Raw genomic sequence first — 23,617 nt, forward strand, 5'->3', positions numbered from 1 at the left:
CCTGGTTGATATGGGGGCTCCCTGCCCCCGGTTTCGAAAATCTTTTCGGTTCAATGCATCCAGCGCAGCGGCGCCAGCACGATCTGCGGGAACACCACCAGCAGCGCCGCCAGCAGCACGTAGGCCAGCAGGAAGGGGGTCGTGCCCTTGATCACGGTCTCCATGCGCAGCCGGCCCACGCCCGCCACCACGTTCTGCACCGTGCCCACGGGCGGCGTGATCAGCCCGATGCAGCCGACATAGATGAACATAAAGCCGAAGTACACCGGGTCGATGCCAGCCTTCGCCGCCAGCGGCGCACACACCGGGCCGAAGATCAGGATGGTGGGGGTGAGGTCCATCGCGGTGCCGACCACCAGCAGGAACAGCATCATCAGCGCCATAAACAGCATCGGGTTGCCCAGCAGGCCGGAGAAGCTGTCGGCCAGCATGTTCGGCAGGTCGGCCAGCGTGATCATGTAGGCCGTCACGGTGGCCGCGCCGCACAGGAACATCACCACGGCGGTGGTCTTGGCCGCGGCCAGGAACACGTCATAGAGCTTGCCCCAGCTCATCTCGCGGTAGATCACCATCGACACGAACAGCGCATACACCGCGGCCACCACGGCGGCCTCGGTGGGGGTGAACACCCCGCCCTTGAGGCCGCCCAGGATGATGACCGGCATCATCAGCGCCCAGAAGCTCTGCAGCAGCGTCTTGAAGCGCATGCCCCAGGGCTGGCGCGCACCGCTGGTGAGCTGGTACTTGCGCGCAATGGACCACCAGGCGAACACCAGGAAGCAGCCCATGATCAGCCCGGGCACGATGCCCGAGAGGAACAGCTTGCTGATCGAGGTGTTGGTGGTCACGCCGTAGATCACGAAGGGCATCGACGGCGGGATGATCGGCGCGATGATGCCGCCCGAGGCCAGCAGCCCGGAGCTGTAGCTGTCGGGGTACTTCTGGTCGCGCATCATCGGCAGCAGGATGGTCGCCAGCGCCGCGGTGTCGGCGATGGCCGAGCCGCTCATCGAGGCCAGCAGCACCGCCGCACCGATGGTCACGAAACCCAGGCCGCCGCGGATGTGCCCGACGAAGGCGCTGGCCAGATCGATGATGCGCCGCGACAGGCCACCGGCGTTCATCAGCTCGCCGGCCAGGATGAAGAAGGGCACCGCCAGCAGCGGGAAGTTGTCGAAGCCCGCCTGCAGGTTCTGCGCCAGCAGCTGGGTGTCGAAGAAGTCGAGGTGCCACATCAGCGCCACCCCGGTGAGCACCAGCGAATGCGCGATCGGCATGCCGATCACCATGCCGCCGATCAGCACGAACAGGAAAATGAAGGTCACGATCATTTGTGCGCCCTTATTCGATGTCCAGCACGGGGCCGTCGCAATCGCGCTTGGGCGCGCCGCGGCGCATGTCGCGCAGCGCCACCACCAGCATGCCCAGCGCCAGCACCAGCGTGGCCGAGGCACCGAGCGCCAGCGGATAGCCCATCACCGTGCTGTAGCTGCTCAGGCCGGCCTCGACCTGCGCCCAGGAGCCCCACAGCAGCATCAGCATGCACGCCACCACCAGCAGCTGCGTGAGCCAGAACAGCACGCGGCGCGTGGCCGGGTTCACGCGCGAGGTCACCATGTCGAAGCCCAGGTGGCTGCACTCGAAAGCTGCGACGATGGAGCCGACGGCCACCAGCCAGACGAACAGCAGGCGCGAGATTTCCTCGTACGAAACGATGCTGGTGTTGAAGACGTAGCGCAGCACGACGTTGACGAACACCGCCACCACCATGCCGGCCAGCGCCACGACCATGAACATTTCGGCCAGGCGCTGCAGCCGCGGCTTGAGCGGGGCTGGGGTTGTATGTGAATCCATGGATCTCTCCCTTCCTTATGCTTGTGGGGTGCCGCAGCCCGTGCGCCAGGCGTCGACGCGGCGCACGATCTCGGCCAGGGGCAGCGTGGCGTCCACGCCGACCACGCCGGCCTCGGCATCGGGACGCTCGAGCGTGGCGAACTGGTTGGCCACCAGATCGGGCGAGAAGAAATGGCCGGGGCGCTGGCGCACGCGCTCGAGCGCGGTGGCGAAGCCCAGGTCCAGGAAGACGAAGCCCACGGCCGCATTCGGCAGGGCCTCGCGCAGGCGGTCGCGGTACTTGCGCTTCAGGGCCGAGCAGGTCAGCACCACGCCCGCTGCAGGCTTGGCCTGGGCCAGCAGCTGCGCCAGCTGCTGCAGCCAGTGCTCGCGGTCGTCGTCGGTGAGCGCGATGCCGGACTGCATCTTGCGCACGCTTTCGGGCGCGTGGTAGGCATCGCCTTCGTGCAGGGTCCAGCCCAGCGACGCGGCCAGCAGCTGGGCGACGCTGGACTTGCCGCAGCCGGAAACGCCCATGACCACCAGGGCGCAAAGCCCTGGCGGAGGCGAAATTTCTACGGGATCGGATTGTGGGATAGCGCTATCCATGAGGTGCATAAAAAAACGAGGTGGATGTTCCTCGCGGGGTCGAAGTGGCAAGACGCATCACGGGTAAACAGCAATGGAGCCTGGCTTGGATAGCGCTATCATAAGCCCGACCTCTTCCACTGCCATCAGAACAAACCCTTGACCCAAGCACCGCGCCGCACGCGCCGCTCCAGCGGCCGCACCACCCTTGCCGACGTTGCCCGCCACGCCGGCGTGAGCCCGATCACCGTCTCCCGCGCACTGCGCGGCGAGCGCGGCGTCGACCCCCAGCTGGTGCAGCGCGTGCAGGAAGCCGCGGACACCCTGGGCTATGTGCCCGACCCGGCGGCACGCGCGCTGGCCTCGCAGAAAAGCTCGCAGGTGCTGGTGCTGGTGCCGCTGCTGTCCAACGCATTGTTCGTCGACCTGCTGGAAGCCGTGCACCGCACGCTGTTTCCCGAGGGCTTCCAGCCGCTGATCGGCGTCACCCACTACGACAGCGCCGAAGAGGAGCTGCTGCTGCGCACCTACCTCCCGCACCGGCCTGCAGGCCTGCTGGTCACGGGCTTCGACCGCAGCGACACCGCGCTGCAGCTCATTGCCCAGAGCGGCGTGCCCTGCGTGCACCTGATGGAGACCAGCGACTCGCCAGGCGTGGCCTGCGTGGGATTTTCCCAGACCGATGCCGGCGCGGCCATCACCCAGCACCTGCTGGACCGGGGCCGCAGGCGCATCGCGTTCTGCGGCGCGCAGCTCGACCCGCGCGTGCTGCAGCGCGCCGAGGGCTACCGCCGTTGCCTGCGCGCGGCCGGGCTGTACGACCCCGGGCTCGAACTGCTCAGCCCGGAGCGCTCGTCGATTGCATTGGGGGCGCGCCTTTTCGAGCAGATGCTGCAGCGCATGCCCGATATCGACGCGATTTTCTTTTGCAACGACGACATCGCCCAGGGCGGGCTGCTGGCTGCGCACCGCCTGGGCGTTGCGGTGCCTTCGCGCATCGCGGTGGCCGGCTTCAACGACCTGGCCGGCAGCGACCAGATGGTGCCGCCGCTCACCACCGTACGCACCCCGCGCAGCGAGGTCGGGCGCGAAGGTGCCAGCATGCTGCTGGGGATGATGCGCGGCACGCCCGCGCCCGCGCAGTGCGTGCAGCTCGGTTATGAGCTGATCGTGCGCGAAAGCACCTGAAGGGCCAGGCGCCGGCATGGGCCTCCATTGGCACCGACGCTCGCGCGGTCGCAGCGGACCACGCAGTGCGCGCCTCCCGCCGGCATGCCGGTGCTGGCTTGCACAATCCAATCAGCTGTCTATTTGAATGCTGCAATCGATATTTGCAGGCTATTTGTGCACGACGGCTTCGATTTGGAGGTAAAGCATGCCAATCCACCCCTGCCTTGCATGGGCGGCCAAGCTGGTGCCCAGCGGTTTCCCCGGTTGGCAGCAACCGCGGGCCGGCAAGGAGTATTGCGGCGGACGCGGATGCGTTCGGAAACGCCATGGTCGAGCCCGGCGCGCGTGCCTTCCCAGGCTTTGAGGTCCATCGATCGCTGACTCCCGCAGAGGCCCATCTGCATGGTATGCAGGCTTTCCGCGCCGGCTGGAACCAGGGGTTCGCCCATAGCTCGATCAAGATGCTGATCAGCGCCATCGGCGCGCCGCAGTTGCTCGAACATCTGGAGAATTTCAAGAGAAATACGCTTGAAGCGCAGGAAATTGCCGCTGCCGAGCAGTTCATCGGCATCATCCAACAGGCTTACCACCCGTCCGGCATGGTGGATACCGAGAGTTTCATCAACAGCCTGCAGCATCTCACGCCCTTCGATCAGTGCAACAGCCGGGGCAAATGGAACTTCCTGGTCAAAAGCGATCTGTTCACCCCGGAAAGGGAGCCAAGGCAATTCCTGCCGCTGTTCTGCGAACTGTTTCGCCTCGACACCCTTCCCGGCTGGTCTTTCGACATCGACGAGACCTACATCCATCAAGGCGAGGAACAGATCAACTACCCCATCAGGAACCGTTTCGAGATGTTTCAGTCGGTCGAGTTGGAGCCCAGGGCCCCTTTGGATCTGCGGCCCTTCGACCTGCAAAACGCCGTGGACCAGCTGCATGCCGATCAGCAGCGGCAGGTGAAGTGGGGCGAGGGCGACGCGCATTTCACCACGGTGAAGGTGCGCCGGCAGGTGTGCATCGCGGATGTGGAGCAGTTCAAGCGCTTGACGCTCGGCCTGCCGCAGGGCAAGGCCGTGGTGATACCCGCTGGCTTTCCCGATTCCGTCACCCTCCCGGCCCCTCGATCGGAAGACCGGACGCAAGCTTGTGCTGACGCTTGCGCCCAAGGAGGTCGTGACGCTGAACATCCCGAACTACGGAGTCCACATCAGAAACCGCGAGGGGCAATGGCTGACCCACACCGACCGGAATGTCTCGCCCGATCACGCCCGGTTCGATGCGAATGTCGCCAGGCTCATCAACTTTGCCGTGATCGGCGTGGTGCCGGCACAGTGATTTTCCGGCCGCTGCGGCAGGGCCATGGCGCAGTGCGCCGGCATGGGCATCGGCGGGCGCCGACGGTGGCGCGGTAGCAGCCGGCCGTTGCAGATATGCGCCTTGCTGGCATGCATATTCCAGCCCCGGCAGTTCAATGGAGGTGACCGACCGCATACAGCATGCTTGCCGGTTGCCTGTTGCCCAACCGCTGTTGCCCTGGAGGTTCCACATGATGTCCCACCAACGTTTGCAATGGAGCGCCATGTTCGTGGCTGTCGGCATGCTGGCTGGCTGCGGCGGTGGCGGCGGCAGTGACGAATCGGCCGCCGGACTGACTGCCGTGGAAAAACCGCCCGCCGCCGCGGCAACGCCGACAACGCCGGTAGCGCCACCAACGCAAGCGGCACCTGCGACGCCCGCAACGCCCGCAGCGCCGGCTGCGCCAGCAACGCCGTCAGCGGACAAGCCGCCTCCGGGATCGGCACCTCCGGCATTGGCGAACAATGCAGGTCAGGACGCGAAGAAAGCCATTGATCCCGAAGACTTCCACCGTCATCCAATGAACGGCTTCGACGCCTGGGGCTACAGCTATGCAAATGCCCCCCTGAAGCTGCTGATAAGCGCGGTCGGGCCGAAGCCGTTGCTCGATCACCTCGAGAGTTTCAAAAAAGCTGCCAGGAATTCAGAGGAAAGCGCGGCCGCGAGCCGGTTCATCGATCTCATCCACGCCGCATACCGCAACTCGAAGCCCGTCGACACGAAGGGGTTCATCACAGGCTTGCAGAACCTCGCGCCTTTCAACAAGCGCGATGCTGCGGGCGAGCTCGAATTCAAGCTCGACACCGAGTCGTACCTGAGGCACAAGGATCCGGCAAAGTTCCTGTCGTTGCTCGCAGAGGCGTTTCGTTTCGACACCTTTCCCGGCTGGTCTTTTGACGTCGATGAGACCTATGTGCACCACGGGCAGGAGCGCCCCCACCAAGTCGCCAGGAACAGCTTCCAGATGTTCCAGCCGGTACGGCTGAGCGAGGTCAAACCTGCGGACTATGCGAGTTTCAGCCTGCAGAAATTGGTCGACCTTCTGTATGCCGAAGCACAGGCACAGGTGAAGTGGAACGAGGGCGACGCAAATCCCACCACCGTGAAACTGCGCAGGCAGCCCAGCATTGCGGATGCGCAAGTGTTCAAGCGCCTGACCATTCAAGTGCAGGGACCTGCCGGACGACCGTTGACGATTTTCCTGGCCGATTCCGTCACGCTTGCCGTTATCGACCGGAAAACCCAACAGAGGGTAGTGCTCACAATGGCTCCACGGGAAGCGCTCATGTGGAGCCACTCCCGCTATGTCGTTCGCATCAGGAACGAGCACGGAAAGTGGATGACGCACGATGACAGCTTCGTATCCGAGATGGGCCCCGGTGACATGGGGGATCAAGTCGAGCTGCTCAACTTCGCCGTGACACACATTGCACCGGCCCCCTGAAGGAAATGGCGCATGGCTCTCGCAGAGAACAACGCTGTCCCTGCGCGTTCTCCGCGAGACCGAGCCATGCGCCTGCACGTCACCGGTGCCTGTGGATCCGGCACTTCCACGCTGGGCCGGGCGCTTGCCATGGAGCTTGGCGCAGCGTTCATCGAGGCCGACGATATCTTCTGGCAGCCCTCCGACCCGCCCTTTCAGATCATCCGCCCGGCCTGGCAGCGGTGCGCGTTGCTGCTGACGGCGTTTGCGCGCCACCCGGCCAGCGTGGTGTCGGGCTCGGTCTACGCCTGGGGTCCCGAAGTGGAGGATGCGTTCGACGGCATCGTGTTTCTCTATGTCGACACCGCGCTGCGCGTGCAGCGCCTGCGAGCCCGTGAACAGGCACTGTACGGCAAGGTGATCCCCGAATTCATCGAATGGGCGGCGCAGTACGACACCGGCCCACCGCGCGGGCGCAGCCTGGCGCGGCAGCGCGCATGGCTAGCGGCGCGCAGCTGTCCGGTGCTGCGGCTCGAAGGCGATATGTCGACCGGGCAGCGGCTGGCGCACATACGCCAATGGCTGCAGGCCCCAGGCGGGCCACGTGTGCCTGCGCGGCCATGAAACAAGGGCTGTGCACGATCCCAAGCCAGTGGCCGCCGACGGCCGGATGGTCGGGGCCGTCCGCGCCCTGGGGGCAACTGGAGGGCATGCGTGTGGACGCTCTCGAAGTTCAATGGCGGTGAGAGCCAGATACGCCAGCAATATCTGCTGGGTATAGGGTGCGCGCCAACCGTTATGCCAGGAGGTCCAGACATGTCGACCAACCAACGCCTGCCATGGGGCGCCCTGCTCGTGGCAACCGGCATTCTCGCCGGATGCGGCGGGGGATCAGGAGGCGACGGCGATACGCCGCTGCAAACGATCACGGGCCCCACCCGGCCCTCGGGATTCATATCTCCCAATGTGACCATCACCGTGGGCGCCGACGCGGCCAGGCCCACCGCTCCCGAAGACTTCCACCGCCATCAGATGAATGGCTTCCGTGCCTGGCGCTTGGACTATGCCAATGCATCGCTCAAGCTGCTGATCAGCGCCATTGGACCCAAACCCCTGCTGGACCACCTGGAAAACTTCAGGAAAACTGCCAGGACTCCAGAGGAAAGCGGCGCCGCCGCACAGTTCATCGATCTCATCCACAAGGCCTACACTGCCGACGCGAGTGTGGACACCGAAGCATTCATCCTCGGTCTTCAAGAGCTTGCACCCTTCAACAAGCGAAATGCTGCGGGCGACTCGGAGTTCAAGCTTCGAAGCGATTTCCCGTTCACGCAGCAGGATCCGGAAAGATTCCTGCCGCTGATCTCGCAATTGTTCCGCCTGGACACCCTGCCGGGGTGGTCTTTCGATATCGACGAGACCCATATCCACCAAGGACAGGAGCGCGCGCAGCGCAGTGCGAGGAACAGTTTCCAGATGTTCCAGCCAGTCCAGCTGAACCGGGTGAAATCCGAGGACCTCAAGGCATTCAAGCTGCAGACCCTCGTGGATTTGCTGCATGCGGACCAGGAAGCGCTGGTGAAGTGGAACGACGCCGACGCGCAAGCCACCGCAGTGAAGGTGCGCAGGCAGGTAAGCATTCCCGATGTGGAAAATTTCAAGCGTTTGACCATCTGGCTGCAGGGCCAAACGTCCGAAAACACCTCGTACTCCTTGAACGATACGGCCACGCTCCCGGCCATCGACCAGAAAACCAAGCAGAAGATAGTGCTGACGCTGGCAGCCAAGGAAGCGGTCATGTGGAGTGGCACGCGCTACGTCATCCGCATCAAGGACGACGAGGGGTGGTGGATCAAGCATGACGACAGCTTCGTGTCCCCTGCGGGCGCTGGTGACGACAAGCATGCTGCAACGCTGATCAACTTCGCCGTGACCAACGTTGCGCCTGCGCCCTGAGATCCATCAGCGCTGCCGCCGGCGCCGGCATGGCCGCTGCAGACGCCTGAACTTCGGCGCCGTGCCGCGCTCGGCATATGCCGGTACCATCGGCATGCACAGACCTCACGCTACGGGCGGTGCCCCTCTGCCGTCTCCGGCACAACCCCCACATAACGCCCGCGCGGCCGGATCACCTGCGCCACCTGCAACTGCTCCAGGCTGTGCGCCAGCAGGCCGATGCTGCGCGCCGTGGCAAACAGGCTGAAGGCGGCGTCCGGGGGCAGCCGGTGGTGCGCCACCAGCGCCGCGAGCGCCACGTCTATATTGGGCTGCAGCCCGGTCAGCACGCTCACCTGCCCGATGAAGCGCGCGATCACCGGCGGCGGCTCGAACAGCGCCAGCAACGCCGCGGCGCGCGGGTCGCCATCGGGATAGATGTGGTGCCCGAAGCCGGCAAACGCAAGGCCGCTGGACAGATGGTTTTCCAGCACCTGGTCCGCACCCAGGCGCTCCACCTCGCTGAACAGCGCCTGCACCCGCCCCGAGGCATCGCCATGCAGCGGGCCGGAAAGCGTGGTCAACCCGGCCAGCAGGCAGGCGGGCAGCGAGGCGCCCGTCGAGGCCGTGATGCGCGACACAAAGGCCGAGCTGGTCAGCTCGTGATCGACCAGCAGCACCATGGCCGTGCGCAGCAGCTCGGCCACCCGGGCCGGCTGTTTCCACCCCTTGGCAAAGCGCAGATGCAGGGGCTGGCCCGCCGGCGCGGCGCCAAACGCATCGGCCAGTTGGCCCACCAGGCCCTGGGCCTCGGCATGGAGCACGCGGGTCAGGCGCCCGCGCGTGGAATGGCCGCTGGCCGCCAGTCCGGCCAGCACGGTGAAGGCGGCCTCCCGCCCGGCTTTGCCCGAACGCCGCGGCGCAGGGGCCACGCCGAAGTCCACGGCCTGTTCGGCGCCCCAAAGCAGCTGCGCCACCTCCTCCAGCGTGGCCGAACGGGCCAGGCCGACCGCATCCTGTCCGCGGTAATACGGGCGGCCGCGTGCAAAGGTGCACAGGGCCGTCGGGATACTGGGCTCGGCGCCAAAAAGCGTGTTGGCGGCCACTGTCTCGTGCTTGCGGCCCGCCTCCTTGCGCTTTGCCAGGCCGGCCACGTCCTCGGCGCGGTACAGGCTGCGGCGCGTATCGGCCGCATCGGGCATCACTTCGATCTTGCCGCGGCTGACATAGGCGTACACGGTCTGCGGCTGCACGCCCAGCCGGGCGCATGCCTCTTTCATCGAGATCCAGGAAGCCATGGGAAAACACCTATGCTTTATATGTGTTGATTTTATACATCAATATTGACCCGTTTATCAATGGTTAACTAGGATGCATTCACTGCTGAAACAACCTGGTCCCGAACGATGAAGCCCCATGTGCTGCAACTCAATCCCATCCTGATCCCGTCCATCAACGAGGAGTTGGCGTCGCTCTACACAATGCACAAGTTCTATGAGCTGGCGGCCCAGCAGGCCTGGCTGGTGGAGCATGGCGAGCACATTGACGCCGTGATCACCGGCGGGCATACCGGCATTTCCCAGGCCATGCTGGCGCAACTGCCGGCCCTCAAGATCGTGGCGATCAACGGCGTCGGCACCGATGCAGTGGACCTCGCCTACTGCCGCAGCCGCGGCCTGCCGGTCACCGCCACGCTGGGGGCGCTGACCGAGGATGTGGCGGATCTGGCTATCGGCCTGCTGATTGCCGCCTGCCGCAACCTGTGCGCCGGCGACCGCTTCGTGCGCGATGGCCAGTGGGAGCTGTATCCCCATCCCAGCGCCATTCCGCTGGCACGGCGCTTCAGCGGCATGCGCGTGGGCATCGTCGGCATGGGCCGCGTGGGCCGCGCCGTGGCGGTGCGGGCCGCGGCCTTTGGCTGCGAGATCCGCTACACCGACCTGCAGGCGATGAACGACATCGCGCACCCCTTCGTGCCCGATCTCATCGAACTGGCAAAGGGCTCGGACGCGCTGGTGCTGTGCGCGGCCGCGGACAAGGCCGAAGGCATCGTCGATGCGGCGGTGCTCGACGCGCTCGGGCCGCGCGGCTTTCTGGTCAATGTCGCGCGCGGGCGCCTGGTCAACGAGGCCGATCTGAGTGCGGCCATCACTGCAGGACGCATCGCCGGCGCGGGCCTGGATGTGTTTGTCGACGAGCCGCGCGTGCCGCTGGCGCTGCGCGAATCCGACGCCGTGACGCTGCAGGCGCACCGCGCCAGCGCCACCTGGGAGACGCGCACCGCGATGGGCGAGATGGTGCTGGCCGGCATTGCCCAGGCGCTGGCCGGCGAGCGCCCGGCCATGAGCCTGACCACCTGAGCCTGCGGACATGACGGACTTCGTCTTTCCCGCACCGGCGCCCGCCGCCTTGTCAGTGGCCGGCAGCGCCGCCGCCTTCCCGCTGGCGCGCGTGTTCTGCATCGGCCGCAACTACCGCTGGAGCGCGCACGAGGCCGCGCCCGCGCAGATGCCAGCCTGGTTCATGAAGCCCGCCAGCGCGGTGTGCGCGGCCCGCGGCGAGCTGCCCTACCCGCCTGAAACCGGCGACTTCTGCCATGAGATCGAGCTGGTCGTGGCCATCGGCCGCGGCGGGCAGGACATCGACCCGGCGCAGGTGCCAGCGCATGTCTGGGGCTACGCCGCGGGGCTCGACCTCACGCGGCGCGACCTGCAGCAACAGGCCAAGCAGGCAGGCGGCCCCTGGGAGCCGGCCAAGGCCTTCGATCACTCGGCGCCCTGCACGCCGCTGGTGCCGGTGGCGGCCTGCGGCCATCCAACAAAGGGCGCGATCTGGCTGACGGTCAATGGCAGCGAACGCCAACGTGCCGATCTGTCCGGACTGCTGTGGACGGTGCCGGAACTGGTGGCCATGCTGTCGCGCTCGGTGGCGCTGATGCCGGGCGATCTGATCTTTACCGGCACGCCCGCGGGCGTGGGGCCCATGCTGCCCGGCGATGCCGTCGAAGGCGGCGTCGAAGGCATCGGCCGGTTCTGCATGACGGTGGCCCAGCGTGCTGCCACACCCCATCGGGAAACATCACAGGAGTTTGCGTTTTGAACACCTCTACCTCCCCACGGATCGCGCTCGTTACCGGCGCCGGCAGCGGCATTGGCCGCAGCACGGCCCTTGGCCTGCTGGAAGACGGCTGGAGCGTCGTGCTGGCGGGCCGCCGCGCCGAGCCGCTGCAGGCGCTGGCCGATGAGGCCGCCGCGCGCGCACAGACGGCGCTGGCCGTGCCCACCGATGTCAGCGACCCCGGCAGCGTGCAGGCGCTGTTCGGCACCATCGAGCAGCGCTTCGGCCGCCTCGACGTGCTGTTCAACAACGCCGGTGTGAACGCTCCGGCGGTGCCCATCGACGAGCTGCCGCTGGACAGATGGTTCGGCCTCTTGGACACCAATGTGACCGGCATGTTCCTGTGCGCGCGCGCCGCCTTCGGGCTGATGCGGCGGCAAATGCCACAGGGCGGGCGCATCATCAACAACGGCTCGGTCTCGGCGCATACGCCGCGGCCCTTCACGGCGCCGTACACCATGAGCAAGCACGCGGTGGCCGGGCTGACCAAGGCGCTGGCGCTCGACGGGCGCGCCTTCGGCATCGTCGCCAGCCAGATCGACATCGGCAATGCGCTGACCGAATTGTCCGAGCGCATGACGCGCGGCGTGCTGCAGGCCAATGGCGCGACCGCGCCGGAGCCCATGATGGACGCGCGGCATGTGGCCGACGCGGTGCGCCACGTCGCGGCGCTGCCGCTGGCGGCCAACGTACTGAACATGACCATCATGGCCAGCTCCATGCCCTATGTGGGGCGTGGCTGAGGGCTGGTTGAAGAGCGCGTAGCGCCGCAGCGCCACAGCCCCTGGCGCGCGAGGAAGATTGACAAGACCACAAAAGGAGACATCCATGCAACGCAAAGCCCTGTTCAAGACCCTTGCCCTGTCGGCCGCCCTGGCCCTTGCGCCCAGCCTGGCCTCGGCCCAGGGCGGGTATCCGGCCCGCCCGATCAAGATCATCGTGCCGGCCCCGCCCGGCGGCGCCATCGACACCATTGCGCGCGTCGTCGGCGACAAGCTCGGCGCCTCGATGGGCCAGGCGGTGGTCGTGGAAAACAAGCCCGGCGCCTCCAACAACCTGGGCACGGATGCGCTGGCGAAGTCGGCGCCAGACGGCTACACCATCGGCATCGTCGGCGGCAGCCACAATATCAACAAGTTTCTGTTCAAGAACCTGGGCTGGGACCCGGAGAAGAGCTTCGAGCCCATCGTCTACACGCACGAGGTGCCGCTGGTGTTTGCCATCTACCCGCAGATTCCCGCCAAGACGCTGCCCGAGCTGGTCACCTGGATGAAGGCACACCCGAACGATGCCAAGGTCGCCACCTCCGGGCGCGGCAGCGCGCAGGAGATGGCGGCCGAGATGTTCCGCATGGCCAGCGGCGCGCCGATGCTGCTGGTGCCCTACAAGGGCTCCTCGGCCGCGCACCCGGATCTGCTGGCGGGACGCACCGCGCTCTACATCGACACCATCAGCGCGATCCAGGCGCAGGTCAAGGGCGGCAATGTGCGCGCCGTGGCGGTGTCCACGCGCAAGCGCAGCCAGTCGCTGCCCGACGTTCCCACCGCCGCCGAACAGGGTTTCAAGGACTATGACGCCAACTCCAATGGCGGCTTCCTGGCACCGGCCGGCACGCCCAAGGCCATCATCGCCAAGCTCAATGCCGAGATCAACGCGGCGCTGAAGATGCCCGATGTGCGCACCAAGCTCGAAGCCGCCGGCATCGAGATCCAGGGCGGCACGCCGCAGGACTACGCGGCGCTGATCAAGTCCGACCTGGCCAAGTGGGGCAAGGTCGTCAAGGAGGCGGGGATCCAGCCGGATTGAGGCCGGCCGCAAGGCAGGCCCTGGCGGCGCACCGCGTGCGCCCGCTCACAGGTGGATGCCACCCGAGACTTCGATGCGCTGGCCATTGACCCAGCCATTGCCCGGCGACAGCAGCGCCGCGATGGCGCCGCCGACGTCGTCGGGCAGGCCCACGCGGCCCAGCGCCGTCTGGCTGCCGATATGCGCGTTGACCTGCGCGTTGTCGCGCACCGTGCCGCCGCCGAAGTCGGTTTCGATGGCGCCGGGCGCCAGGGTGTTGACGCGGATGCCGCGCGCGCCCAGTTCGCTGGCCAGATAGCGCGTCAGCACTTCCATGCCACCCTTCATCATCGCGTAGGCGGCGTAGCCGGGAAGGCTGAAACGCGCCAGCCCCGAGGAGATGTTGACGATGCGCCCGCCGTCCTGGATCAGCGGCAGCAGCTTTTGCGTCAGGAAGAAGGTGCCCTTGAGATGGATATTGACCAGCTGGTCGAACTGCTCCTCGGTGGTTTCGGCAAAACTTGCCGTGAAGCCGGCGCCGGCGTTGTTCACCAGATGGTCGAAGCGATCGCGCTGCCAGGTGTCGGCCAGCACGGCCCGCACCTGGCCTGCGAAAGCCGCAAAGCTGCGGCTGTCGGCCACATCCAGGCGCAGCGCCACGGCGCGGCTGCCCTGCGCCTCGATCTGCGCCACCACCTCCCGTGCCGCGGCGGCGTTGTCCTTGTAGGTGATGATCGAATGCACGCCCTGCGCCGCCAGATGCAGCGCGGCGCTGCGCCCCAGGCCGCGGCTGGCGCCGGTGATCAGGGCAATGCGGGGAGAAGAGTTATTCATCGAAAGTCTCGCTGGCAAGTGAAGATGGGTTGACTTTAGTTGTTCTGCGCAGCCGGATAAACCGCGGTTTGGCGATCGCACTGTTCACTCCATCCATACAATCGCGGCATGGATCTCCACGAATTGCGCATCTTCTCGCGTGTTGCCGCGCTGGCCAGCTTCACCCAGGCGGCGCAGCAGCTGGGCCTCACCAAGAGCCGCGTGTCCTCGGCCGTGCAGCGCCTGGAAGTCCAGCTGGGCACGCGGCTTTTGCAGCGCACCACGCGCCAGGTGCGCCTGACCAGCGACGGCGTGCAGTTCCTGGCGCGCTGCGAGGAGCTGCTTGCCGACGCCGAGCAGCTGCAGGGCATGTTCCAGCCCGCGGCCAGCGGCCTGCGCGGGCGCCTGCGCATCGACCTGCCGAATGTGTTTGCCCGCGACGTCATCATCCCGCGGCTGCCCGCTTTCCTGGCGGCCCATCCCTTGCTGGAGGTGGGCATCAGCACCAGCGACCACCGCGTGGATCCAGTGCTCGAAGGCTTCGACTGCGTGCTGCGCGTCGGCCCGCTGGGCGCCACCGAGCTGGTGGCGCGCCCGCTGGGAAGGTTGCAGATGTGCAATCTCGCCAGCCCCGCCTACCTGGCCGCGCATGGCACGCCGCACAGCCTGCAGGATCTGGCGCACCACCGGCTGGTCCACTTCGCCGGCAAGCTGAGCCTGCGCGGCGCGGGCTGGGAATACGAAGAAGGCGGGAAAACGCAATTGCATCCCATGCCCAGCGCGCTGATTGTGAATGGCACCGATGCCTATCAGGCCGCCTGCCTGGCCGGCCTGGGCCTGATCCAGGCGCCGCGCCGCGGCGCGCAGCATCTGCTGGACCAGGGCCGGCTGGTGGAGGTGCTGCCCGCATTCACGCCCGCGCCGATGGCGGTGTCGCTGCTGTATCCGCACCGGCGGCAGTTGCCGGCGCGCGTGGCGGCCTGCCTGGACTGGCTCGCCGGGGTGGTCACGCCGCACCTGGCGGCGCGCTGAGCGCGGCGCTGTGCATGAGTTCCAGCAAAATAGGCGGGCTTTCTCCGCCGCCTTGACGCCACCATGGAAACTGCCGCTTCCCCTGCCAGCCATCCCTGCACCGCCCTGCCCCTGCACAGCCCCCTGCCCCACCAGGGCGCGGCCAGCGTGCAGCAGCTCGAGCAGCGCGGCCTCAACGCCTGGCCCGCGCCGCGCAGCGCGGTGGTGGGTGACTGGCTGCTGCGCAGCGCCGCGGGGCACACCAAGCGCGCCAATTCCGCCAATGCGCTGCAGCCCGGCGCTGCGTTGACGGCGCAGCTGCTGCGGCAGATCGAGGACTTCTATGCACAACAGCAGCTGCCGTGCATTTTCCGGCTCAGCCCGCTGGCGGGTGGCGGTGTAGATGAACTGCTGCACGCAGAAGGCTATCGCATCGTCGATCCATCGATCGTGATGCAGCGCGCGGCGCAGGCCGACGACGCGCAATGGCAACCCGCAGCCGGCCTGACACTGGAGCTGGATGCGCAGCTTGGGCAGCGCTGGCTCGAGGGGCATTGCGCGGCCAGCGCGCACCCGCCGCACCTGCAGCATGCCCACCGGATGATCCTGCAATCCATAGGGATGCGCTGCGCCTATGCATCACTGCTTCAGGCGGGCGAGGTCCGCGCCTGGGGCCTGGCGGTGTTCGAGCGGGATGCGGCAGGCCTCTATGAGGTGCTGGTCCACCCCGCACACCGCGGCCAGGGCCTGGGGCGGCAGATGCTGCAGGCGCTGCTGCGCTGGGCGGCACGGCAAGGCGCGACGCATACCGACTTGCAGGTGCGTGACGGCAATCGGGCGGCGCAGCGGCTTTATGCAAGCCTGGGCTTCGCGCCGGCCTATGGCTATCACTACCGCGTGAAATCCTGAATCACCTGCGGCGCGCGGCCTCGATGGCGGCGATGTCGATCCTGCGCATGGTCATCATGGCCTCGAACGCGCGCTGCGCCACGGCAGGATCGGGGTCGGCAATGGCCTCTGTCAGCGCGCGTGGCGTGATCTGCCAGGAAATCCCCCAGCGGTCCTTGCACCAGCCGCATTGGCTTTCCTGGCCGCCGTTTTGCACGATGGCATTCCAGAGGCGGTCGGTTTCTTCCTGGTCCTGCGTGGAAATTTGAAACGAGAACGCTTCGCTGTGCTGGAACTCGGGGCCGCCGTTGAGGCCGATGCAGGGGATGCCGGCGACGGTGAATTCCACCGTGAGCACATCGCCTTGCTTGCCGGCGGGGTAGTCGGCGGGCGCGATTGACTTTGGTGACTGCGCTGTCGGGGAAGGTCTTTGCGTAGAAGTTGGCGGCTTCTTCGGCGGTGTTGTTGAACCAGAGGCAGATGGTGTTTTTGAAGTGCATGGCGGGACTCCTGAAAGGTGGCTTGAAGGCGGGCCCTCCACCCTTCGACAAGCTCAGGGCGAACGGTTTTCATACGTTCGTCCTGAGCCTGTCGAAGGACGGACGGCCTCTTTGCAGAAAAAAGCACTCCAAACTCTCGCATCCAGCCGCATTTTCCTGTTTCGCTCGTAGCTTCACCACCGCCGCTCGCACATCAGGGAGATTGCTCCCTACATAATCCCCCCGCAAGATTCGGAGTGCCCCACCCCCCATTCAGCGTTATCGTCCCCCCCATTGCCGCCCCCAAGGACTCCCCATGCCCTCCCCCCTCCCCAGCACCTCCCCCTACGCCACCGACGCCCAGCGCTGGCAGGCGGTGCTGGCGCGCGATGCGCGGGCCGATGGGCAGTTCGTCTATGCCGTGCGCACGACGGGCATCTACTGCCAGCCCAGCTGCCCCAAGCGGCTGCCGCGGCGCGAGAATGTCTGTTTCTTTGATTCGCCAGAGGCTGCCGAGGCCGCAGGCTTCCGGGCAAGCCGGAGCCCGCAAAAGCACTCCGCCGCGCGCGCCGATATCGTGGCCGCGGCCTGCCGCAGCATCGATATGGCGGAAACGGCGCCAGCACTCGAAGCACTCGCCGCCCAGGCTGGGCTTAGCGCGTTCCATTTCCACCGCCTGTTCAAGGCCGAAACCGGCCTTACGCCCAAGGCCTATGCCACAGCGGCGCGCGCACGCCGGCTGCGTGCGCAGCTGGCCAAGCCCGAGGCATCGGTCACCGATGCCATCTACGGCGCGGGCTTCCAGTCCAGCAGCCGTTTCTATGAAACCGCGGACCAGCGCCTGGGTATGCCCGCGCGCGACTACCGCGACGGAGGCGCGGGAGCCGAGATCCGCTTTGCCATCGGCCAATGCTCGCTGGGCGCAATCCTGGTGGCGCAGAGCCGGCGCGGCATCTGCGCCATCTTGCTGGGTGACGATGCCGAACTGCTGGTGCGCGATCTGCAGGACCGCTTTCCCAAGGCCGAGCTGATAGGCGCGGACAGGGGCTTCGAGCAACTGGTGGCGCAGGTGGTCGGCTTGATCGAGGCACCGGCGCTGGGGCTGCAGCTGCCGCTGGATGTGCGCGGCACGGCGTTTCAGGAGCGCGTGTGGCAGGCACTGCGCGAAGTGCCGCCGGGCAGCACCGTCAGCTATGCGGAGCTGGCCGCGCGCATCGGCTCGCCCAAGGCGGTGCGCGCCGTGGGCAGCGCCTGCGGCGCCAACCCGCTGGCGGTGGCCATTCCCTGCCACCGGGTGCTGCGCAGCGATGGCGATCTCTCGGGCTACCGCTGGGGCATCGAGCGCAAGCGCGCCCTGTTGCTGCGCGAGGCTCACGGCCAACGCGAGCTGCCCGATCAGAACAGCTGAACCGGCATCTCCGCCTGCACGCGAATCTGGTCGATATTGGATTCGCCCTGCGTGCGGTTCACGCGGTGCACGCCATGGCGCAACTGCAGGACCAGGCCCTTGGCCGCGCCCTGGGCCACGGCATAGCGCAGCAGCAGATCGCGCTCCCAGTGCCGGCCGCCGGTGCCGGCGTAGCCCAGATAGCTGGCGTAGACACTGTTCATGCGGCTGTGGTCGATGCCCGAGCCGCGCGTGTACGCCACGCCCGCGCTCAGGCCGGGCGCGAGCATGGCCCCCAGATCGACGTCGTAGCGCAGCTGCCATGAGGCTTCGCGCGGGCCGTTGAAATCCGACAGCTGCATCGCGTTGTCCAGCCAGATCGAGCCGCGGTTCACATAGTCGAAGGGCGTGCTGCCATCCACCTTCTGGTAGCCCACACCGACCTTATGGACGCCGATGCCATAGCTGGTCATCAGGCTGAAGGTGGTGTTGTCGACTTCTCCCGCGCGCGCCGCTCCGGTGCTGCGGTTGCGGTAGAGGTTGAAGCTGAAGGCCAGCGACTGCCCTGGCGCGAGATCGCGCTTGTGCAAGCTGCCCAGATACCAGGTGTTCCAGTGATCCTCGTACCGGCCCAGATAGCTGCTCACGCTCCAGTTCTTCACCGGAGTGGTCCATGTTCCACCGGCGAAGCTGAAGGACTCGGCGTTGGCGCCGGAATAGTTCGCCAGCAGGTCGCCGCCATTCTTGCGGCTGTTGCGGTCGGCCCAGGCGCTGAAGCGGCCGGCCTGCAGCGCCAGCGCCGGGATATCGGTGCTGGTGAGCAGCCAGCCGCGGTTGGTCTCGGGCAGCAGCCGGGTGTCGGAGGAATTGAAGATGGGATTGCGCGTGCGCATCTCGCCGATCTTCAGCTCGGTGGATGAGACACGCAGCTTGAGCGCCGCGCCCGCGCGGCCGAAGCTGCGCGCGATCTCCTGCCCGTCGCGCGCCACATAGCGCGGAGTGGCGCGGGCGCCGCCAGCATCAGTGCCCAGATTGAGACCGGCATAGGCATGGGCATCGACACCCATGCCGATCGGTCCGCGCGTGTAGCCCGACTGGTAGTTGAGCATCAGGCCATAGCCCGATTCCTGCGCCTGCGTTCTTCCGCGCTGGCCATCGGTCGCGCGAAAGCTGCTGCCATGGCGGTAGTCGAGCTGCTCGAAGACCAGGCGGTTGTGCAGCTGCAGCGTGGAGCCGGCGGCCAATCCGGTGGCGGAATCCTGTGCGCCAGCCAGCGCCGTGCCGCAGATGCCCAGCAGCGCCATGCTCGCGCCCAAGGAGAAGTGGTGCCTTGCCATGGCGATCAACGCGCCGCGCGCGCCGCGATGTGCTGGAAGCGCTTTTGCGCGCGCTCGGGCGCCTCGGCGGGAATTTGCAGCGCGGACAGGGGCGCATCGCCCACCTGCACCAGCATCACCATGCCCATCGCGTAATGCGGCAGGCACTTGATGCCATAGAGCCCGGCTTCGGTGAATGTCACCTCGATCTCCTCGTTGATCCTGCCCTTGAACGGGCGGGCGCCCGCGGGCAGCATGCCGTCGATGGACACCGCATCGTGGCCATTGCTGCTGGCGAGGAATTTCAGCTTGTCGCCTGGCTGCAGCCGGATGAACTCCGGCTCGTAGACCATTGCGCCCTGGCTGCCGCGATTGAGCATTTTCACTTCGAAGGTTTCGGACCAAGCTGCAGTCGCAGCGCAGAGCCCGAGCAGCAGGGCGCCCAGACGGGCCAGTTTATGGTTCATGGTGGAAGTCATCGAGGGGTTTGAAACGCAGCACGGTCGTGCCGTCCTGGGGATCGATCAGCGCACTGGCCTGCACCCGGAACACCTCGCGCAGCAGCGCAGGCGTGAGCATCCGGCGCGGCGTGCCATGGGCCACCAGGCGGCCTTGGTGCAGCACGGCCAGCCGGTCGCAGGCCAGCGCCTGGTTCAGGTCATGCAGCGCCACCACCTTGGTGATGGGCAGGCTGCGCACCAGCTGCAGCAGCGACAGCTGCTGGTGGATGTCGAGATGGTTGGTGGGCTCGTCCAGCAGCAGCACGCCGGCCTGCTGCGCCAGCGCCCGCGCGATATGCACGCGCTGGCGTTCGCCGCCGGACAGCGTGTTCCAGGCACTGTGCTGCCGGTGCTGCAGGCCGACCGCGGCCAGCGCTTCCTGCACGATGCGGCCATCCCCGGCGGACAGGGGCGCGAGCGCCGACAGCCAGGGCGTGCGCCCGAGCTCGACGGCATCGCGCACATGGATGGCATCCTGCGTATCCGCCATCTGCGCCACAAAGGCCAGCCGCTGCGCCAGCGACCTGCGCGAAAGCCGCTGCAGCGGCTGGCCGTCGAGCATTACCTCGCCCGCCGTCGGCGCAAGAATGCCCGCCAGCAGCCGCAGCAGCGTGGATTTTCCCGAGCCGTTCGGCCCGATCAGCCCCAGCATCTCGCCGGGCTGCACCTCCAGGCTCACGCGCTCGACGATGCGTGAACCACGCGGGCCCCAGCCGACCTCGCGCGCCTGCAGCGCGGCCGGCGCCCTCATACGCGGCCTCCGCGGCCCCTGAGCAGGATCGCGGCAAACACCGGCGCGCCCACCAGCGCGGTGATCACGCCGATGGGCAGCACCTGGCCGGGAATCAGCGTGCGCGAGATCACATCGGCAGCAATCAGGAACACCGCGCCCATCAGGGCGCTGACCGGGATCAGCCGGCGATGGCGCACGCCGACGATAAAGCGCGCCGCATGCGGAATCACGAGGCCCACGAAGCCAATGGCGCCGACGATCGACACCATCACCGCCGTGATCAGCGCTGCCGCCAGCAGCAGCACCAGCTGCAGCCGCCGCACCGGCACGCCCAGCGCGGCGGCCGATTCAGTTCCGAAGGTGAAGGCATCTAGCGCACGCGCGTGCCAGGCGCAGACGGCCATGCCGGCCAGCGCCACGCCGGCCGTCAGCAGGGTGTCGCTCCAGCGCACGCCGCTCAGGTTGCCCAGCAGCCAGAACATGATGCCGCGCGCCTGCTCGGCGCTGCCGGACTTGGTGATGATCAGCGAGGTCAGCGCATTGAACAGCTGCGAGCCGGCAATGCCGGCCAGCACGATCTGCGCGCCGTTGCGCAGGCCCCCGCTGCCCGCGGCATGCGCCAGCAGCGCCACCAACGCAAATGCGCATACGGCGCCAAAGAAGGCACCCGTGGTCATCGACACTGCGCCCGCGCCCAGGCCCGCCACCGACACCAGCACCGCCCCCGTCGAGGCGCCGGCGGAGATGCCCAGCAGATAGGGCTCGGCCAAGGCGTTGCGCAAGAGCGACTGCAGGATCACGCCCGAGATCGCCAGGCCCGCGCCGCAGCTGGCCGCCACCAGCGCGCGCGCCAGCCGGTAGTTCCAGACGATGCCCTGGTCGATGGGATCCACCGGGTATCGGGCGCCCAGCAGCTGGTTGGCCAGCACCTGGAAGACCGTGGCTGGCGCCAGCCGTGTCTCGCCGATGGCCACGCCCAGCAGCACGGCAACGGCCAGCAGGGCCAGCGCCGCGGCGCCCAGCAGAAGGATTCGCAGCACTTCGGTGAGGCTCTTAACGCGCGGGCGCCTGCAGCTCGAGCGCCGCCTGCGCGATCTGCTCGATGCCATCGACCATGCGTATCGAGCCCTGCAGCGCATCGGCATCGACGATCACGATGCGGTTGTTCTTCACCGCATCCATATGGCGCGTGACCGGGTCCTTCTTCAGGAACTCGAGCTTCTTCCGGTAGTCGTCGGCGGGAAAGCGCCGGCGGTCCATGCGCGCGATGATCAGCATCGAGGGGTTGGCCTTGGCAATGGTTTCCCAGCCCACGGTGGGCCATTCCTCGGCCGAAGTGACGATATTGCGCAGCCCCAGCGTCTGCAGCATGTAGCCGGCCACACCCTTCTGGCCTGCCATGTACGGGTCGATGGACAGATCCGCGCTGGAGAACCACAGCGCCGCCGACATGTTCCGCAGCCTGGGCGACTGCAGCTGGGTGACGGCCTTGGCTTGGCGTTGCCGGAGTTCCTGCACCAGCGCCTGGCCGCGTGCCTCGACGTCGAATATCTGCGCCAGCTGCTGGATGCTCTTGTAGAGCGTATTGACGTCATAAGCCGCGGTGCGCGTGCCGTCGGCGCCGCTGAGGTTGTTCTTGCCCTCGCAGTCCGAGGGCATGGCATAGGTGGCGATGCGCAGGTCATGGAACTGCTCGCGCGTGCCGACCACGCCCTCCTTGCCCACCATCCATTCGAACTGCGACACCACCAGCGCCGGACGCTTGCCGATCACGGCCTCGAAGCTCGGGTCGTTGTCGGCCAGGCGCGGCACCTTGTCGTCGATCGCCTTGAACTGCGGCTGCACCGCGTTGAACCACAGCGAGGTGCCGGACACCCTGTCGCCGAGGCCCAGCGCATAGAGCATCTCGGTGCCGGCCTGGCCGATGGTCACGGCGGATGCGGGAGCCTTGTCGAATTTCAGGGTGTGGCCGCAATTTTGCAGCTGCAGGGGGTAGTCGGTGGCGCTGGCAGCCAGCGGGGCCGCGGACAGCAGCAGGGAGAAGGCGAGGCGTCGAAGCAGCATCCAGGGATCTTTCCAGAAAAGGCGGGCGCTTCCGGAAGCCAGCCATGCACGACCCGGCCCGCCGCTGCTGCGGCACGCCTGGATTCCCGCCATTGGTCGCTTCCCGGACACCCCGCCGGCAGTGATCGTCTAATCCTCGGCAGGTCTCCTGACTGGCAAGTCATCGCACGCCTGGCGCCTTCCCGAACGTGCGTTCAGTGGCTTGGTGCAGGGGCACTCGTTGCCTACAGTTGCGGGGGCAGTTCCATTTCGTGGATTCCCTCATGTGTCGGCACGGGCCGATGCATGTCCTTGCGGAACCGGAGGTGGGGTTAATGTAGCTGATTTGGGGGAGGTTGCTGGGGTGTTGGAGGGCAGGACGTCCATCCTTCGACAGGCTCAGGACGAACGGGGTAATACCTTTCGCCCTGAGCCTGTCGAAGGGTGTCACCCCTACAGCGCCGCAAATGCCATAGAGTTCCATCATGTCCCGCATCCTGCACATCGAACCCGTCCCTACCCTCCCGCCCGTTCTCGACTTTCTCCAACAAGCCCGCTCCCAGATGTTTGCCGGACGCGCCGATATTGAAACCATCCCACCGGATCTGCAAAGCTTCGAACAGACCTACGCCAGCGGCACCGGCCGGATGCTTGCCGCCTGTGATCCCGCGCGCCAATTGATCGGCACCATCGCCTGGCGCGCCTATGACGGCCGCTTCGCGCAACTGGATTTCTCCCCAAAGAAGGTGGTGGAAGTGGTGCGTCTGTTCGTCGCACCCGAATACCGGCGCCAGGGCATTGCCGATGCGCTGTTCCAGGCGCTGTGGGAGCAGGCCATTGCGCAAGGCATCGAAGTGCTATATCTGCACACCCATCCCTTCCTTCCCGGCGCCCTGGAATTCTGGCAGCGCCATGGCTTCGAGGTGATCTGCCGGGATGCGGATCCACAATGGCAGACCATCCATATGCAATGCGCGCTCCAATGACCTGCGCGCTAGAGGTCGAAAGACGCCTCCTATAATCCCCGCACCGTACAGGAGTCCCGCGCCGAAGTCTCGGCCGGGGTGAAACGGGAAGACCGGTGACCCCATGCATTTGCCTGGCCATTCCGGCGCAGCCCCCGCTGCTGTAAGCCTGACAGACACAACGCAATGCCACTGGGCGCCGGCCCGGGAAGGTGCTGTGCGCTGGGTGACGGCAAGCCAGAATACCGACCTGTAGGCTTTCAGCCGTTGCCCCG

At 66.8% G+C, this 23,617-nt stretch carries 23 protein-coding genes, 1 pseudogene and 2 riboswitches; of the genes and pseudogenes, 13 read left to right on the forward strand and 11 right to left on the reverse strand.

Translation table 11 applies throughout. The features are described 5' to 3' along the window. Nucleotides 1-50: 50 nt before the first annotated feature. Genes M9799_RS17430 through M9799_RS17440 form a run of 3 tightly spaced genes read right to left on the reverse strand, consistent with a single transcriptional unit; the run spans nucleotide 51 to nucleotide 2,370 of the window. Nucleotides 51-1,331: a TRAP transporter large permease gene (locus M9799_RS17430; protein WP_231044897.1), complete on the reverse strand. Its 1,281-nt coding sequence runs from the start codon at nucleotides 1,329-1,331 to the stop codon at nucleotides 51-53. Nucleotides 1,332-1,341: 10 nt separating this feature from the next. After that, the gene (locus tag M9799_RS17435; protein WP_231044898.1) at nucleotides 1,342-1,854 is read right to left on the reverse strand and encodes a TRAP transporter small permease; all 513 of its coding nucleotides are present in this window, start codon (nucleotides 1,852-1,854) and stop codon (nucleotides 1,342-1,344) included. Nucleotides 1,855-1,869: 15 nt separating this feature from the next. Next, the gene (locus M9799_RS17440) at nucleotides 1,870-2,370 is read right to left on the reverse strand and encodes a gluconokinase (RefSeq protein WP_231044899.1); all 501 of its coding nucleotides are present in this window, start codon (nucleotides 2,368-2,370) and stop codon (nucleotides 1,870-1,872) included. Nucleotides 2,371-2,580: 210 nt separating this feature from the next. Between M9799_RS17440 and gntR the strand changes: the two genes are divergently transcribed. The 5 genes from gntR (at nucleotide 2,581) to M9799_RS17465 (ending at nucleotide 8,326) form a co-directional block, all read left to right on the forward strand. Then, complete coding sequence (gene gntR / locus M9799_RS17445) at nucleotides 2,581-3,609, forward strand: HTH-type transcriptional regulator GntR (protein ID WP_231044900.1); 1,029 nt, start codon at nucleotides 2,581-2,583, stop codon at nucleotides 3,607-3,609. Between the two features lie 308 nt (nucleotides 3,610-3,917). Beyond that, nucleotides 3,918-5,003, forward strand: a complete 1,086-nt coding sequence (locus M9799_RS17450; protein WP_231044901.1) for a hypothetical protein — start codon at nucleotides 3,918-3,920, stop codon at nucleotides 5,001-5,003. 134 nt (nucleotides 5,004-5,137) lie between these two features. Further along, a complete protein-coding gene (locus M9799_RS17455; RefSeq protein ID WP_231044902.1) occupies nucleotides 5,138-6,391 on the forward strand; it encodes a hypothetical protein in 1,254 nt (417 codons plus the stop codon). Between the two features lie 66 nt (nucleotides 6,392-6,457). After that, complete coding sequence (locus M9799_RS17460; RefSeq protein WP_231044903.1) at nucleotides 6,458-6,994, forward strand: P-loop NTPase family protein; 537 nt, start codon at nucleotides 6,458-6,460, stop codon at nucleotides 6,992-6,994. A gap of 192 nt (nucleotides 6,995-7,186) precedes the next feature. Next, nucleotides 7,187-8,326: a hypothetical protein gene (locus tag M9799_RS17465; protein ID WP_231044904.1), complete on the forward strand. Its 1,140-nt coding sequence runs from the start codon at nucleotides 7,187-7,189 to the stop codon at nucleotides 8,324-8,326. Nucleotides 8,327-8,436: 110 nt separating this feature from the next. Here M9799_RS17465 and M9799_RS17470 read toward each other — a convergent pair whose 3' ends face one another. Next, nucleotides 8,437-9,603: a citrate synthase family protein gene (locus M9799_RS17470; protein WP_231044905.1), complete on the reverse strand. Its 1,167-nt coding sequence runs from the start codon at nucleotides 9,601-9,603 to the stop codon at nucleotides 8,437-8,439. Between the two features lie 108 nt (nucleotides 9,604-9,711). Between M9799_RS17470 and M9799_RS17475 the strand changes: the two genes are divergently transcribed. The 4 genes from M9799_RS17475 to M9799_RS17490 all read left to right on the forward strand — a co-directional run bounded on the left by M9799_RS17475 (nucleotide 9,712) and on the right by M9799_RS17490 (nucleotide 13,228). Beyond that, the gene (locus M9799_RS17475; protein WP_231044906.1) at nucleotides 9,712-10,665 is read left to right on the forward strand and encodes a 2-hydroxyacid dehydrogenase; all 954 of its coding nucleotides are present in this window, start codon (nucleotides 9,712-9,714) and stop codon (nucleotides 10,663-10,665) included. 10 nt (nucleotides 10,666-10,675) lie between these two features. Then, nucleotides 10,676-11,404 carry a fumarylacetoacetate hydrolase family protein gene (locus M9799_RS17480; RefSeq protein WP_231044907.1) on the forward strand — a complete coding sequence of 243 codons (729 nt, stop codon included), beginning with the start codon at nucleotides 10,676-10,678 and terminating at the stop codon, nucleotides 11,402-11,404. Beyond that, complete coding sequence (locus M9799_RS17485) at nucleotides 11,401-12,165, forward strand: SDR family oxidoreductase (RefSeq protein WP_231044908.1); 765 nt, start codon at nucleotides 11,401-11,403, stop codon at nucleotides 12,163-12,165. Before M9799_RS17480 ends, M9799_RS17485 begins: the two co-directional genes overlap by 4 nt. 85 nt (nucleotides 12,166-12,250) lie before the next feature. Further along, a complete protein-coding gene (locus M9799_RS17490) occupies nucleotides 12,251-13,228 on the forward strand; it encodes a Bug family tripartite tricarboxylate transporter substrate binding protein (protein WP_231044909.1) in 978 nt (325 codons plus the stop codon). A 45-nt stretch (nucleotides 13,229-13,273) separates the two neighbouring features. Here M9799_RS17490 and M9799_RS17495 read toward each other — a convergent pair whose 3' ends face one another. Continuing rightward, a complete protein-coding gene (locus M9799_RS17495; RefSeq protein ID WP_231044910.1) occupies nucleotides 13,274-14,041 on the reverse strand; it encodes an SDR family NAD(P)-dependent oxidoreductase in 768 nt (255 codons plus the stop codon). Between the two features lie 108 nt (nucleotides 14,042-14,149). Between M9799_RS17495 and M9799_RS17500 the strand changes: the two genes are divergently transcribed. Together M9799_RS17500 and M9799_RS17505 are read left to right on the forward strand one after the other, a co-directional pair. Continuing rightward, entirely contained in the window at nucleotides 14,150-15,052 is a 903-nt protein-coding gene (locus tag M9799_RS17500) for a LysR family transcriptional regulator (RefSeq protein WP_231044911.1), read from the forward strand. A 63-nt stretch (nucleotides 15,053-15,115) separates the two neighbouring features. After that, nucleotides 15,116-15,940, forward strand: a complete 825-nt coding sequence (locus M9799_RS17505; protein ID WP_231044912.1) for a GNAT family N-acetyltransferase — start codon at nucleotides 15,116-15,118, stop codon at nucleotides 15,938-15,940. 1 nt (nucleotide 15,941) lies between these two features. Here M9799_RS17505 and M9799_RS17510 read toward each other — a convergent pair. After that, a pseudogene (locus tag M9799_RS17510) lies at nucleotides 15,942-16,419 on the reverse strand (VOC family protein). Nucleotides 16,420-16,714: 295 nt separating this feature from the next. Between M9799_RS17510 and ada the strand changes: the two are divergent. Beyond that, nucleotides 16,715-17,806: a bifunctional DNA-binding transcriptional regulator/O6-methylguanine-DNA methyltransferase Ada gene (ada, locus tag M9799_RS17515; protein WP_231044913.1), complete on the forward strand. Its 1,092-nt coding sequence runs from the start codon at nucleotides 16,715-16,717 to the stop codon at nucleotides 17,804-17,806. Here ada and M9799_RS17520 read toward each other — a convergent pair. Genes M9799_RS17520 through M9799_RS17540 form a run of 5 tightly spaced genes read right to left on the reverse strand, consistent with a single transcriptional unit; the run spans nucleotide 17,794 to nucleotide 22,398 of the window. Next, a complete protein-coding gene (locus M9799_RS17520) occupies nucleotides 17,794-19,122 on the reverse strand; it encodes an OprD family outer membrane porin (protein WP_231044914.1) in 1,329 nt (442 codons plus the stop codon). The two genes, ada and M9799_RS17520, sit on opposite strands and share 13 nt — an antisense overlap. A gap of 5 nt (nucleotides 19,123-19,127) precedes the next feature. Beyond that, complete coding sequence (locus tag M9799_RS17525) at nucleotides 19,128-19,568, reverse strand: pseudoazurin (protein ID WP_231044915.1); 441 nt, start codon at nucleotides 19,566-19,568, stop codon at nucleotides 19,128-19,130. Further along, nucleotides 19,558-20,352, reverse strand: coding sequence for an ABC transporter ATP-binding protein (locus M9799_RS17530; RefSeq protein WP_231044916.1), 795 nt, complete (start codon nucleotides 20,350-20,352; stop codon nucleotides 19,558-19,560). The genes M9799_RS17525 and M9799_RS17530 overlap by 11 nt, the downstream gene beginning before the upstream one ends. After that, nucleotides 20,349-21,374, reverse strand: coding sequence for a FecCD family ABC transporter permease (locus M9799_RS17535; RefSeq protein ID WP_231044917.1), 1,026 nt, complete (start codon nucleotides 21,372-21,374; stop codon nucleotides 20,349-20,351). The genes M9799_RS17530 and M9799_RS17535 overlap by 4 nt, the downstream gene beginning before the upstream one ends. 13 nt (nucleotides 21,375-21,387) lie before the next feature. Beyond that, the gene (locus M9799_RS17540) at nucleotides 21,388-22,398 is read right to left on the reverse strand and encodes an ABC transporter substrate-binding protein (protein ID WP_231044918.1); all 1,011 of its coding nucleotides are present in this window, start codon (nucleotides 22,396-22,398) and stop codon (nucleotides 21,388-21,390) included. A gap of 121 nt (nucleotides 22,399-22,519) precedes the next feature. After that, a riboswitch (cobalamin riboswitch) is annotated at nucleotides 22,520-22,717 on the reverse strand. 145 nt (nucleotides 22,718-22,862) lie between these two features. Here M9799_RS17540 and M9799_RS17545 point away from each other — a divergent pair. Continuing rightward, entirely contained in the window at nucleotides 22,863-23,363 is a 501-nt protein-coding gene (locus M9799_RS17545; RefSeq protein WP_231044919.1) for a GNAT family N-acetyltransferase, read from the forward strand. 32 nt (nucleotides 23,364-23,395) lie between these two features. Continuing rightward, a riboswitch (cobalamin riboswitch) is annotated at nucleotides 23,396-23,610 on the forward strand. Nucleotides 23,611-23,617 lie beyond the last annotated feature (7 nt).

The sequence above is a fragment of the Comamonas endophytica genome (assembly GCF_023634805.2).
Lineage (GTDB): Bacteria > Pseudomonadota > Gammaproteobacteria > Burkholderiales > Burkholderiaceae_C > Comamonas > Comamonas endophytica.

Coding starts and splice junctions, on each gene's coding strand:
- M9799_RS17430 (WP_231044897.1), bottom strand. CDS start 1,331: ATGATCGTGACCTTCATTTTCCTGTTCGTGCTGATCGGCGGCATGGTG.
- M9799_RS17435 (WP_231044898.1), bottom strand. CDS start 1,854: ATGGATTCACATACAACCCCAGCCCCGCTCAAGCCGCGGCTGCAGCGC.
- M9799_RS17440 (WP_231044899.1), bottom strand. CDS start 2,370: ATGGGCGTTTCCGGCTGCGGCAAGTCCAGCGTCGCCCAGCTGCTGGCC.
- M9799_RS17450 (WP_231044901.1), top strand. CDS start 3,918: ATGGTCGAGCCCGGCGCGCGTGCCTTCCCAGGCTTTGAGGTCCATCGA.
- M9799_RS17455 (WP_231044902.1), top strand. CDS start 5,138: ATGATGTCCCACCAACGTTTGCAATGGAGCGCCATGTTCGTGGCTGTC.
- M9799_RS17460 (WP_231044903.1), top strand. CDS start 6,458: ATGCGCCTGCACGTCACCGGTGCCTGTGGATCCGGCACTTCCACGCTG.
- M9799_RS17465 (WP_231044904.1), top strand. CDS start 7,187: ATGTCGACCAACCAACGCCTGCCATGGGGCGCCCTGCTCGTGGCAACC.
- M9799_RS17470 (WP_231044905.1), bottom strand. CDS start 9,603: ATGGCTTCCTGGATCTCGATGAAAGAGGCATGCGCCCGGCTGGGCGTG.
- M9799_RS17475 (WP_231044906.1), top strand. CDS start 9,712: ATGAAGCCCCATGTGCTGCAACTCAATCCCATCCTGATCCCGTCCATC.
- M9799_RS17480 (WP_231044907.1), top strand. CDS start 10,676: ATGACGGACTTCGTCTTTCCCGCACCGGCGCCCGCCGCCTTGTCAGTG.
- M9799_RS17490 (WP_231044909.1), top strand. CDS start 12,251: ATGCAACGCAAAGCCCTGTTCAAGACCCTTGCCCTGTCGGCCGCCCTG.
- M9799_RS17495 (WP_231044910.1), bottom strand. CDS start 14,041: ATGAATAACTCTTCTCCCCGCATTGCCCTGATCACCGGCGCCAGCCGC.
- M9799_RS17500 (WP_231044911.1), top strand. CDS start 14,150: ATGGATCTCCACGAATTGCGCATCTTCTCGCGTGTTGCCGCGCTGGCC.
- M9799_RS17505 (WP_231044912.1), top strand. CDS start 15,116: ATGGAAACTGCCGCTTCCCCTGCCAGCCATCCCTGCACCGCCCTGCCC.
- ada (WP_231044913.1), top strand. CDS start 16,715: ATGCCCTCCCCCCTCCCCAGCACCTCCCCCTACGCCACCGACGCCCAG.
- M9799_RS17520 (WP_231044914.1), bottom strand. CDS start 19,122: ATGGCAAGGCACCACTTCTCCTTGGGCGCGAGCATGGCGCTGCTGGGC.
- M9799_RS17525 (WP_231044915.1), bottom strand. CDS start 19,568: ATGAACCATAAACTGGCCCGTCTGGGCGCCCTGCTGCTCGGGCTCTGC.
- M9799_RS17530 (WP_231044916.1), bottom strand. CDS start 20,352: ATGAGGGCGCCGGCCGCGCTGCAGGCGCGCGAGGTCGGCTGGGGCCCG.
- M9799_RS17540 (WP_231044918.1), bottom strand. CDS start 22,398: ATGCTGCTTCGACGCCTCGCCTTCTCCCTGCTGCTGTCCGCGGCCCCG.
- M9799_RS17545 (WP_231044919.1), top strand. CDS start 22,863: ATGTCCCGCATCCTGCACATCGAACCCGTCCCTACCCTCCCGCCCGTT.